The organism is Pseudomonas sp. NS1(2017), from assembly GCF_002269425.1.
Classification (GTDB): Bacteria; Pseudomonadota; Gammaproteobacteria; order Pseudomonadales; family Pseudomonadaceae; genus Aquipseudomonas; species Aquipseudomonas reactans.
Genome location: NZ_CP022960.1, coordinates 4,032,733 through 4,045,583, shown reverse-complemented (window position 1 = coordinate 4,045,583; position 12,851 = coordinate 4,032,733). Strand labels below are relative to the sequence as shown.

Genomic DNA, 12,851 nt, shown 5'->3' with positions numbered 1-12,851 from the left:
CACCAACTCATGCACAAGACGCTCGGCCGAGAAGCCTGCATCTGCCTGGTTCCACAGTTGAAGAATGTGTTGCTGCTCATCAAAGTCAAGCAGGTTCAATTGGCTGATGGGCTGTTGTTGATCGGCAACCATTGCCTGCAACAGGTTCTGCCAATGCCGCGCCATGCGTTCGATGGTCGAAGCTTCGAACAGGTCGGTGGCATACCCCAGCGACGCCCAGAGCCCGTCCGGACTTTGCTGGACATCCAGGTCAAGGTCGAAATGGGCGGTACGCCGGTCCCACGCCAAGCCTTCGATGCGCAACTGCGCCAGCGCCTGAAGCTCATCACCGGTGCGACCTTCAGCCTGGTAGTTGAACATCACCTGGAACAGCGGGTTGAGACTCAGGCTACGCTCGGGCTGCAAGGCTTCGACCAGTTGCTCGAACGGCAGGTCCTGGTGCGCCTGGGCTTCCAGCGCGCGCTGCTTGACCTGGGCGAGCAACTGGGCAACGGTGGTCTGCCCATCGATATCGGCCTTGAGCACCTGGGTATTGACGAAAAAGCCGATCAGCCGCTCGGTCTCGACCCGGTTGCGGTTGGCGATCGGCACGCCGACACGAATGTCCTGCTGGCCGCTGTAGCGGTGCAACAAGGTCTGGAACGAGGCCAGCAGCAACATGAACAGGGTCACGCCCTGCGCCTGGGCCAAGGCCTTGAGCTCGGCGGCCAGGGTGGTCGGCAGCACTACGTCCAGGCGCGCGCCGCGATGGCTCTGGTGTGCCGGACGCTGATGGTCGAACGGCAATTCCAGCACGGGTTGTTCACCGCCGAGCAGGTCACGCCAGTAATCGAGCTGGCGGGCCTTTTCCCCAGCCTCCATCCAGGTACGTTGCCACACGGCATAGTCGGCGTACTGGATCGGCATAGCCGGCAGGTCTGGCGTCCGGCCCTGGCTGAATGCGGCATACAACTGCACCAGTTCATCGACCATCACTTGCATCGACCAACCATCGGACACAATGTGATGCTGCACCAGCACCAACACATGGTCGTCTTCGGCCAGGCGCAGCAGGGTCACGCGCAACAACGGCCCTTCTTGCAAATCGAATGGCCGGGCGATCTCGGCCTCGACCTGGGCCTGTAGGTCGGCCTCGTTGACCTCGCCCAACCTGATCGGCAAGGCGGCGTCAGTTCGAATCACTTGCCGCGCGCCCTCCGGCTGCACTTGCACATGGGTGCGCAGGCTTTCATGGCGCGCCACCAGGGCCTCGAAACTGTGTTGCAGCGCCGGGACATCCAAAGCCCCCTTGAGGCGCAAGGCGCTGGGGATATGGTACGCAGCGCTGTCCGGGTCCAACTGCCAGAGAAACCACTGGCGCTCCTGGGCGTAAGACAGCGGCAGTGGGTGTTCGCGGCCGACCGCCAGCAGCGGAGGCGCCTGCTCACCTTCCGGCGTATCCAGTGCGTGCAGGGTGGCGGCAAAACCTTCAAGGCGCGGTTGCTCGAACACCAGTTTCAGCGGGACTTCACGCCCCAATGCATGACGCAGGCGCGACACCACCTGCATCGCCAACAACGAATGCCCGCCCATCTCAAAGAAGTGGTCGGTCAACCCTACCCGCTCGGCGCCGAGAATATCGGCCCACACTGCGGCGACTTGCTGCTCCAGTTCGGTGACCGGCGCGACCCACGCCTGCTGCGATTGGCTCGCATCCGGCTTGGGCAGTGCCTGGCGGTCCAGCTTGCCATTCGGGTTCAGCGGCATGCGTTCAAGGAAGATCAGGTGCGCAGGCACCATGTAATCCGGTAATTGTTCACGCAGGATCGATTTGAGCGCTTCGGCGTCGTGTTGCTCGGCAACCAAATAAGCAACGAGCTGGTTGTCGGCCGCCAACACCAGCGTCTCACGCACGCCCACCTGGGCCAGCAACAGCGCTTCAATCTCGCCCAGTTCGATGCGGAATCCGCGGATTTTCACTTGATGGTCGACCCGGCCGACGTACTCGATTACACCGTCAGCGCGGTAGCGTGCCAGGTCACCGGTACGGTACAGACGCTCGCCGGACTCACCGAAAGGGTCCGGCACAAAACGTTCAGCCGTCAGCAACGCACGGTTCAAATAGGCACGCGCCAGGCCACAGCGGCTGCCGATATACAACTCGCCCACGGCGCCCAACGGTGCCAGGTTCAGATCGCGATCCAGTACATACAGCGCGCGACCTGGCAACGAGCGGCCAATCGGGCTGGCGGTGGCGCCGATCAGTTCGGTGCCCGCCGTGCAGTCCAACACGCTCGATACCACGGTGGCTTCGGTCGGGCCATAGGTGTTGAGCAAACGCACATGACCGAGCCCGGCGTTCAACCACTGTGCCGGACCGTCCAGCGGCATGGCTTCGCCGCCGATGTGGATCTGGCGAAGCGCGCCGTAGGAACGCGGGCCGGCGGCCAGGCAGTCGAGCAGGAACAGGTTCCAATAGGCGGTCGGCAAGTCGGCCAGGGTGATGCCCTGGGCGATGATTTCATCGTACAACCGCGCGCTGTCCCACAAGTCCGGACCGCGCAGCACCACGGTGGCGCCGTGGGTCAATGCCGGGTACAGCTGCTCGACGAAACCGTCGAAGTTGAGGGTCGCAAATTGCAGCACGCGATCTTCACGGGTCAACCGCGAATAACCTGCGGCAATGCTGGAAAACTCGGTGAGTGCCGCATGGTTGATCGCCACGCCCTTGGGCTTGCCGGTGGAGCCGGAGGTGTAGATCACGTAGGCCAGGTTTTGCGGCGAGACCGCTACCTGAGGGTCGCGCTCAGGGCACAGCGCCAAGTGCGCATCCGCCAGGTCCAGCGTCGCCATGCCTTCGGGCAATGGCATCGGCACATGGGCCTGCGTCAGCACCAGGCGCACGCCGCTGTCTTCGAGCATATGCAGCAGGCGTTCACGCGGGTATTGCGGGTCCAGCGGCACGTAGGCGCCGCCGGCCTTGAGCACCGCCAGCAGGCTCACCACCATATCGAACGAACGCTCGACCGCTACCCCCACCAACACTTCCGGGCCAATGCCCAATCTGATCAAGTGATGGGCCAGACGGTTGGCCTGACGGTTCAGCTCAGCGTAACTGATGGACTGATCGTCCAGGCACAAGGCAACCGCGTCGGGACGCTGCTGAACCTGGGCTTCAAACAATCCCTGTACACCCACAAGGTCCTCAAACGCTGCCGCGCTGTGGTTCCAGTCTTGCAACAACCGGCGTTGCTCGTCGTCGACCAGCATCGCGAGTTGCGCAATGCGATTGCCGGCGCGGCCAACCACTGAACGCAACAACGTTTGCCAATGCTCAGCCATGCGCTGCACGGTCGCCACGTCGAACAGGTCAGTGGCATAGGTCAGCGACGCCCAAATGCCTTCGGGCGATTCCTGGGTATCCAGGCTCAGGTCGAACTGCGCACTCAGGCTGTCCCACTCCAGGGCCTCCACCGCCAGCCCCGGCAACTGCTGCTCACCACGTACCCGACGGCCTTCGGTCTGATGGTTGAACATCACTTGGAACAGTGGGTTGTGGCTCAGGCTGCGCTCGGGCTGCAGGGCCTCCACCAACTGTTCGAACGGCAGGTCCTGATGACTCTGGGCCTCCAGCGCACGTTGCTTGACCTGGGCCAGCAACTGACTGAAGGTCATTTGCCCGTCTATGTCGGCCTTGAGTACCTGGGTATTGACGAAAAAGCCGATCAACCGCTCGGTTTCCGCCCGGTTGCGGTTGGCAATCGGCACGCCAACACGGATGTCCGATTGCCCGCTGTAGCGATACAACAGGGTCTGGAACGACGCCAGCAACAACATGAACAGAGTCACGCCTTCGCGCTGGGCCAACGCCTTGAGGCCGGTGACCAGTGCCGCGTCCAGGCCAATGTCCAGGCGCGCACCGCGATAGCTCTGCACGGCCGGACGCGGGTGATCAAGCGGCAACTCCAACACTGGCTGCTCGCCGCCTAACCGCTCGCACCAATAACCGAGCTGACGCTCTTTTTCGCCGGCTTCCATCCAACTGCGCTGCCACAAGGCATAGTCCGGGTATTGAATCGGCAAGTCCGGCAGGCGCAGGTCTTGGCCCTGGCTGTAGGCGACGTACAACTGCACCAGTTCATCGACCATCACCTGCATCGACCAACCATCGGAGACGATGTGGTGCAACACCAGCACCAACACGTGATCATCGGGCGCCACCTGCAGCAACTTGACCCGCAGCAGCGGGCCTTGTTGCAGATCAAAGGGCTTGGCGACCTCCGCTTGCACCTGGGCCTCAAGCTGCGCGGCATCACCCGTTTCGAGGGGGATATCCAACTGCAATTCAGGCCTGACCACTTGCAGCACCTGGTCAAGATCCTGATGCAAGTAGGTGCGCAGGCTTTCGTGGCGGGCGATCAGGCTGTCGAAGCTGCGTTGCAAGGCCGCCCGGTCAAGGCGGCCTTTCAACCGCAGGGCGCGCGGCAGGTGGTAGGCCGGGCTTTGCGGCTCCAACTGCCACAAGAACCACTGGCGCTCCTGGGCATAAGAGAGTCGAAGGGGTTCACCTTCCTGACGCTTGAAAACCGGGGCAATCTCAAACAGGTTGATGCCTTGCTGCTTGAGCATTACCGCCAACGCTTTCTTTTGTTGCGCCGAAAGTGACCCTACCGACTCGATTAATGCTTGCACGCCACGCCCCTCAGGAAATCAATTTATCCAAATCTTCTGCTGATAGACGTTTGAGGGCCTCCAAGGATTTAGCCAATGCGTCCTGCACCGGCGAATTATTTGTCTGCTGGGCGGCGACATGGGCACTGAACTCGACCAGGGTCGGCGTGGTGAAAATCGATTTGACGTCGAATTCGGCGTGCAACTGCTCGCGCAGGCGCACCACCACCTGGGTGGCCAGCAGGGAATGCCCGCCCAGTTCGAAGAAGTTGTCGTGCAGGCCCACCCGCTCCACGTCCAGCACTTCGGCCCAGATCGAGGCAATCTGTTGCTCCAGTTCGCTGTTCGGGGCGACGTACTCCCGGGCTTGCAGGCTGGCGTCGGCTTTGGGCAGGGCTTTGCGGTCCAGCTTGCCGTTGGGGCTCAGGGGCATCTGCTCCAACACCATCCACTGGGCCGGGACCATGTAGTCCGGCAGCTGTTGCGCCAGATGGGCGCTTAGCACATCACGCCAGTCGTCATCGGCGTTTTGCAGCACCAGGTAGCCCACCAGGAACTTGCCATCCACCGCCAGTACGGCGGCCTCACGCACCCAGTCGTGTTCCAGCAGGCGCGCTTCGATTTCGCCCAATTCGATGCGCAGGCCACGCAGCTTGACCTGATGGTCGATACGCCCGGCGTACTCGATCACACCGTCTTCGCGGTAACGCGCCAGGTCGCCCGTGCGGTACAGGCGTTCGCCCTTGACGAACGGGTGGGCAACAAAACGCTCAGCGGTGAGCGCCGGACGGCGATGGTAACCCCGCGCCAGGCCGATGCCGCCCAGGTACAACTCGCCCAGCACGCCGACCGGCACCGGCTCGAAGTTGCTGTCGAGGATGTAGCACCCCAGGTTGGCAATCGGGCGTCCAATCGGCACTGCATCGCGGCCTTCATCGACGCAGGTCCATTGGGTCACGTCGATGGCGGCTTCGGTCGGGCCGTACAGGTTGTAGAGCCCGGCCTGGGGCAGCTTGGCGAAGACCTGCTGCTGGGCATCCACCGGCAGGGCCTCGCCGCTGCACACGATGCGGTGCAGGGTGTGACAGGTCGCCACCGTCGGGTCTTGCAGAAAGGCCTGCAACATCGACGGCACAAAGTGCAGCGTGGTGACCTGCTCTGTATTGATCAGCTTGATCAACTTGGCCGGATCCCGGTGATCGCCCGGCGCCGCAACCACCAGGCGTGAGCCCGTCATCAGCGGCCAGAAGAACTCCCACACCGATACGTCGAAGCTGAACGGGGTCTTTTGCAACACGGTATCGCTGACATCCAGGCCATAAGCCTCCTGCATCCAGTGCAGGCGGTTGGCCAGGGCCGAATGACGGTTGCCGGCGCCTTTGGGTTGGCCGGTGGAGCCTGAGGTGTAGATCACGTAGGCGAGGTTTTCGCCATGCACCACGATCTCAGGATTGGCGTCGCTGTAGCCTTCAAACGCGGCTTCACCCAGCACCAGGCTATTCAAGCCTTGCGGAATCGGCAGCTGCTCAAGCAGATGCGCCTGGGTCAGCAGCAGTTTCACGCCGCTGTCGTCGAGCATGTACGCCAAGCGATCACGCGGGTATTCAGGGTCCAGCGGCACATAGGCGCCACCGGCCTTAAGCACCGCAAGCAGGCCTACCACCATTTCAATCGAACGCTCTACCGCCAGGCCCACCAGCACATCCGGGCCCACACCGGCCTCGATCAAACGATGAGCCAGGCGGTTGGCTCGGCGGTTCAGCTCGGCGTAGCTCAAGCGCTGCTCGGCAAACACCAATGCCGGGGCTTGCGGTGTGCGCGCCGCCTGCTGCTCGATCAGTTGATGCACGCAGTACTGCAACGGGTAATCCCGCGCCGTGGCGTTCCAGTCAACGACCACTTGTTGGCGTTCCGCCACCTCCAACATCGCCAGGTCGCCCAGGCGTTGTTGGTCGCCGTCGAGCATGGCTTGCAGCAGGTTGACCAGATGGCGGCCGTAGGTTTGCACCGTGCTTGCCTCGAAATGCGCATGGGCAAAACTGAATTGCACTGACAGCGTGTCAGCCACGTCCACCAGAACCGTCAGCGGGAAGTTGGTCTGCTCGCGTGAATCCGGCTGGCCGAAACGAATGCCACTGCCGCCGCTCTGCTCCAGGGCCTTGGACACCGGATAGTTTTCAAACACCAGGATGTTGTCGAACAAGGCTTCACCGCCCTGCCCGGCCCAGCGCTGGATATCGTACAGCCCGGTGTGTTCATGCTCACGCAGCGCCAGGTTCTGCGCCTGCACCGCTTGCAGCCAGTCGGCCACGGTCTGCTGGGCGTCCACCGCGCAGATCACCGGCAGGGTGTTGATGAACAGGCCGATCTGCTGCTCCACCCCCGCCAACTCTGCCGGGCGCCCGGCCACGGTGGCACCGAAGGACACCACCGACTGCCCGCTATGGCGCTGCAACAGGACCAGCCACGCCGCCTGAATCATGGTGTTGAGCGTGACCTTGTGATTGCGCGCGAAGGCTTCAAGCCGTTCAGTCAGTGCGCGATCCAGGCTGAGCTGATGCTCGCCATGCCCGTCCGCCGCCGTCGGCTGGCTGCTGCCCAGGCGCGTGGGTGCTTGCAGAACGCTCAGTTGTTCGCGCCAGAAGGTTTCAGTCGCTGCGCCATCACGCTGCTGCAGCCAGCCGATGTAGTCGCGATAACGCCCGGCCGCTTCAGGCACTGCGACACCGGCATAACGTTGCAGCACTTCGCCGAACAGCCGCGAATTGCTCCACCCATCCATCAAGATGTGATGGCTGGTGTAGATCAGTTCATGGCGTTGCTCATCGGTGCGCACCAGTACCAGGCGCACCAGGGGCGCCTTGGCCAGATCGAAGCCCTGGCGGCGCTGGGCCTCCTGAAGGTTCTGCAATTCCAGTTCGCGCTCCGGCATCGCGCGCCAATCGAGGTGCTCGATCGGCAACCGAGCCTCGCGATAGACCACTTGGCACGGCCATTCGAGCTGGCCCTCCCAAAAGAACCCACTGCGCAGTACATCGTGCGCTTGCACCGTGGCATCCCAAGCTTGCTGGAACCGCGCCACGTCCAGGCCATCGGCCGTCACGCGGATCTGGTTGATGTAGTCGCCGGCAGTCTGTTCATACAGGGTGTGGAACAACATGCCCTGCTGCATCGGCGACAGGGTGTAGATGTCTTCAACGGCATCGGCGGCCAGCGGCAAGGATTCCAACTGCTGCTGGTTCAGGCGCGACAACGGGAAGTCGGACGCGGTCACGCCGTTGTTGCCAGGGGTGCAGCAGTGTTCAACCAATGCCGTCAGTTCGCGGGTGAAGGCCTGGCTCAAGGCTTCGATCTGCGGCGCGTCGAACATCAGCGGGCTGAAGGTCCAACCCATTTGCAGTTCGCCGCCGTACACCTGGCCGTTGAGGGTCAACCAGTTGCCCAGTGGCGCATCCGGGCTCTGTTCGGCGCCAGCGTGTTCCGAAGCTGGTGTGAACAGGCCGTCCGGCTGGTCAAAGCTGCCGTCGAACTGGCCCAGGTAGTTGAAGGTAATGCGCGGCACCGGCAGCACGCTGAACGCCTGGCGCGTGGCGTCATCACCCAGGTAACGCAGCGCGCCGAAGCCCAGGCCCTTGTCCGGCACCGCACGCAGTTGCTCCTTGACCTGTTTGATCGAGGTGGCCAGGGATTCGGTCGGGGTCAGGCGCACTGGGAACAGGCTGGTGAACCAGCCCAGGGTACGGGTCAGGTCGATGTCGTCGAACAGGTCTTCACGGCCATGGCCTTCCAGCTGAATCAGGCTGGAGGCTTGTCCGGTCCATTGGCAGATGACGCGTGCCAAGGCGGTCAGCAGCAGGTCGTTGATCTGAGTGCGATACGCCGTGGGCGCCTGTTGCAGCAATTGCCGGGTGCGCTCGGCATCCAGTTGGCTGATCACCGTCTGGGCCAGACGGCCGGGACGTGCACCTTGCGGATCACGGCAGGGCAAATCGGCAGGCACGCCTTGTAACTGTTGCAGCCAGAAGGCTTTTTCCGGCTCGATCGATTCGCTGCGGGCATGCGCCTGCAAACGTTCGGCCCAGGCCTTGAACGAAGACGTTTTGGCCGGCAATTTCTGCTGGCGATACAAGCTTTGCAGGTCCTCGAGGAACACCCGCCAGGACACGCCGTCCACCACCAGGTGGTGCATGACCAACAGCAGGCGCTGGGAGCCGTCAGCCATTTCTGCGAGTACCGCACGCAATAATGGGCCTTGTTGCAGGTCGAGGCTGCGCTGGGCGCGCTCGCACAGGGCTTGCAGTTCGGCGGCGTCCTGCACGCTGGCCTGCCATAGCAGCGTTGCAGGTTGCGCATCATGCCGCGCAGTCCAGCCTTCGGCTTGCTGGCTGAAACTCAGGCGCAGCACGTCGTGGTGCAGGGTGAGCGCTTGCAGCGCAGCTTCCAATGGCTCGGCCAGCAGAGGCTGGCGTGGCTTCAGCAGCAAGGACTGGTTCCAGTGATGACGGTCCGGCAGGTGCATGTCGAAGAACAGTTGCTGGAACGGCAGCAACGGCGTCGCGCCCTGCACCGGGCCCTGGTCGATCACCTGTGCCGTCTGCAACTGCGCCACGCGGGCCAGGCTGCGCACCGTCTGGTGCTGGAACAGCGCCTTGGCGGTGAAATGGATACCGGCCGCCCGAGCGCGGCTGACCACCTGGATGGAGATGATCGAATCACCGCCACGCTCGAAGAAGTTGTCGTTCAAACCCACCTGTTCAACGCCCAGCACGTCGGCCCAAATCGCGGCGATCTGCTGCTCCAGCGCACTGTGCGGCGCTTCGTAGTGGTGGGTGGCTTCAGGTTTGGGCAGCGCCTTGCGGTCCAGCTTGCCGTTGGGGCTCAGGGGCATGTGCTCCAGCAGCACCCATTGCGCGGGCACCATGTAGTCCGGCAGATGTTGACCCAGGTGCGCGCCCAGCGCGTCGCGCCAGTCGTCACCGGCGTTCTGCAGCACCAGGTAGCCGACCAGGTATTTACCGTCAACCGCCAGCACGGCGGCCTCACGCACCCAGTCGTGCTCCAGCAGGCGCGCTTCGATTTCGCCCAACTCGATGCGCAGGCCACGCAGCTTGACCTGATGGTCGATACGCCCGGCGTACTCAATCACGCCGTTGTCGCGGTAGCGCGCCAGGTCGCCGGTGCGGTACAGGCGTTCGCCCTTGATGAACGGGTGAGCGACAAAACGTTCGGCGGTGAGCGCCGGTCGACGGTGGTAACCCCGCGCCAGACCGATACCGCCCAGGTACAACTCGCCCAGCACGCCCACCGGCACCGGTTCGAAGTTGCTGTCGAGGATGTAGCAGCCGAGGTTGGCAATCGGGCGGCCGATTGGCACCGCATCGCGGCCTTCATCGACGCAAGTCCAGTGGGTGACGTCGATGGCCGCTTCGGTCGGGCCGTACAGGTTGAAGAGCACGGCGTGCGGCAGCTTGGCGAAGACCTGCTGCTGGGCGTCCACCGACAAGGCCTCGCCGCTGCACACGATGCGCTGCAAGCTCTGGCAAGTCGACACCGCCGGATCCTGCAGGAAGGCCTGCAACATCGACGGTACAAAGTGCAGCGTGGTGACCTGCTGTTGATTGATCAGGTTGATCAGCTTGGCCGGATCCCGATGATCACCCGGCGCGGCGACCACCAGGCGCGCGCCAGTCATCAGCGGCCAGAAGAATTCCCACACCGACACGTCGAAGCTGAACGGGGTCTTTTGCAGCACGGTATCGCCGGCGTCCAGCCCATAGGCTTCCTGCATCCATTGCAGGCGGTTGAGCAACGCCGAATGACGGTTCCCCGCGCCTTTTGGCTGACCGGTGGAACCTGAGGTGTAGATGACATAGGCCAGGTTTTCGCCGTCCAGGGCAATGCCTGGGTTGGCGTCGCTGTAGCCTGAGTAATCCGACTCACCCAACACCAGGGTTTCCAGGCCTTGGGGAATCGGCAACTGATCACGCAGATGCGCCTGGGTCAGCAACAGTTTCACGCCACTGTCTTCCAGCATGTACGCCAAGCGATCACGCGGGTATTCCGGGTCCAGCGGCACATAGGCGCCCCCGGCCTTGAGTACGGCCAGCAAACCGACCACCATGTCGATGGAGCGCTCCACGGCCAACCCTACCAGCACGTCCGGCCCTACGCCGGCTTCAATCAGGCGATGGGCCAGGCGGTTGGCGCGGCTATTCAGCTGGGCGTAGCTCAGGGACAGGTCGTTGAAGCACAACGCCGGCGCGTCTGGCCGTGCCAGCGCCTGGGCTTCGATCAACTGGTGCACCCACTGCCCTTGCGGATAGCCGCGCTCGGTGGCGTTCCATTGATACAGGATGTGCTCGCGCTCATGGGCGTCGAGCGTCGCCAGGTCCTGCAAAGGCAATGCGCTGTTCGCCACCGCGTCACGCAGCAGGCTCAGCCAGTGTTCACCCATGCGCGCGACAGTCGCGGCGCTGAACAGGTCGGTGGCATAGGTCAACGAGGCCCAGATGCCCTCGCCGCTTTCCTGGGTATCCAGGCTCAGGTCGAACTGGGCGCTGTGGCTGTCCAACTCCAGGTTGGCCATGCTCAGGCCAGGCAGTTGCTGTCCTGCGGAATGTGAACGGGCCTGATGGTTGAACATCACCTGGAACAGCGGGTTATGGCTCAGGCTGCGCTCGGGTTGCAGCGCTTCCACCAACTGTTCGAAGGGCAGGTCCTGGTGGGCCTGGGCCTCCAACGCACGGTGCTTGGTGTGCTGCAGCAACTGGGCAAAGCTCATCCGGCCATCGAGGTCGGCCTTGAGTACTTGCGTATTGACGAAAAAGCCAATCAGCGACTCGGTCTCGACGCGGTTGCGGTTGGCAATCGGCACGCCGACGCGAATATCCGGCTGGCCGCTGTAGCGGTACAGAAACGCTTGGAAGGACGCCAGCAACAGCATGAACATGGTCACGCCTTCGCGCTGGGCCAGGGCCTTCAAGCCCTCGACCAATGCCGGTTCCAGCGCAATATCCTGACGCGCGCCACGAAAGCTCTGTTGCGCCGGGCGCGGTTGGTCGAACGGCAGTTCCAGCACCGGCTGCGTGCCGCTGAGCAGTTCACGCCAATAGGTCAACTGACGAGCCTTCTCCCCCGCTTCCATCCAACTGCGTTGCCATAGCGCGTAGTCGGCGTACTGGATCGGCAGCGGCGCCAAGGCACAGTCCTGCCCCTGGCTGTAGGCGGCGTAGAGCTGCATCAGCTCTTGAACCATCACGCCCATCGACCAACCGTCGGAGACGATATGGTGTTGCACCAATACCAGCACGTGTTCCTCATCACTCAGTGCAAGCAAGCTGACACGCAGCAAAGGCCCCTGCTGCAAATCGAAGGGGCGGGCGATTTCAGCTTCTACCGATGCCTTGAGGTTTGCCTCGTCAACCGCGCTTTCAGCGATCTCGATGACGGCATGTGGCAGCACTTCCTGGGCGCGCTGCTCACCGTCCAGATGCAGACGGGTGCGCAGGCTTTCATGACGTGCCACCAGGGTGTCAAAGCTACGTTGCAGGGCCGCCTTGTCCAGGCGCCCGCTCAGGCGCAGGGCACCAGGGACGTGATAGGCGGCACTGTCCGGGTCCAACTGCCAGAGAAACCATTGGCGTTCCTGGGCGTAGGACAGCGGCAGGTGCTGGCCGTCCTCGCGGATCGAGGCAATCGGCAGTTGGGCGAAGCTCATGCCCCGGCTTTGCAGGCGCTGGTAAAACTGCTGGCGCTGTTCCAGAGGCAGGCGAAGAAAGCGCGAAACCAGATCGATGTTTGGGTTGGAAAGCATGGGTCAAATCGCCTCTAGTTCGCTCAAAAAGTCACGAAGATCATCAAAATCTTCCGCGCTGCCGGCGCGGAAGGTGGCGGCGGCCTGCACATAGGCGCGCAGGGTTTCGGTCTGGAACACTTCCACCAACGGCACTTCCAGGCCCAGATCGGCCTGGACCCGCGAAGTGATCTGGATCGCCAGCAGGGAATGGCCGCCCACTTCAAAGAAGTTGTCGTTCAGGCCGACCTGCGGCAGGCGCAATATGTCGGCCCAAATCGCCGCGATCTGCTGTTCCAGCTCGGTTTCGGGGGCCACGTAGGCCTGTTGCAGCAGGCTGGCATCCGGCTCGGGCAAGCCCTTGCGGTCGAGCTTGCCGTTGGGGGTCAGCGGCATCTGCGCCAGGAAC

The 12,851-nt window shown here is 63.0% G+C and carries 3 protein-coding genes; all 3 read right to left on the bottom strand.

From position 1 onward, the window contains the following. A partial coding sequence (locus tag CI807_RS19225) for a non-ribosomal peptide synthetase (protein ID WP_157742092.1) occupies positions 1–4,608 on the bottom strand: 4,608 nt, incomplete at its 3' end. 73 nt (positions 4,609–4,681) lie between these two features. Beyond that, entirely contained in the window at positions 4,682–12,463 is a 7,782-nt protein-coding gene (locus CI807_RS19220; RefSeq protein ID WP_095015763.1) for a non-ribosomal peptide synthetase, read from the bottom strand. A gap of 3 nt (positions 12,464–12,466) precedes the next feature. Continuing rightward, on the bottom strand, positions 12,467–12,851 hold a 385-nt coding region (locus tag CI807_RS19215; RefSeq protein ID WP_095015762.1), incomplete at its 5' end, for a phosphopantetheine-binding protein.

Excerpts from the sequence above, each read along its gene's own strand:
- CI807_RS19220 (WP_095015763.1), bottom strand. The coding sequence starts at position 12,463 with ATGCTTTCCAACCCAAACATCGATCTGGTTTCGCGCTTTCTTCGCCTG.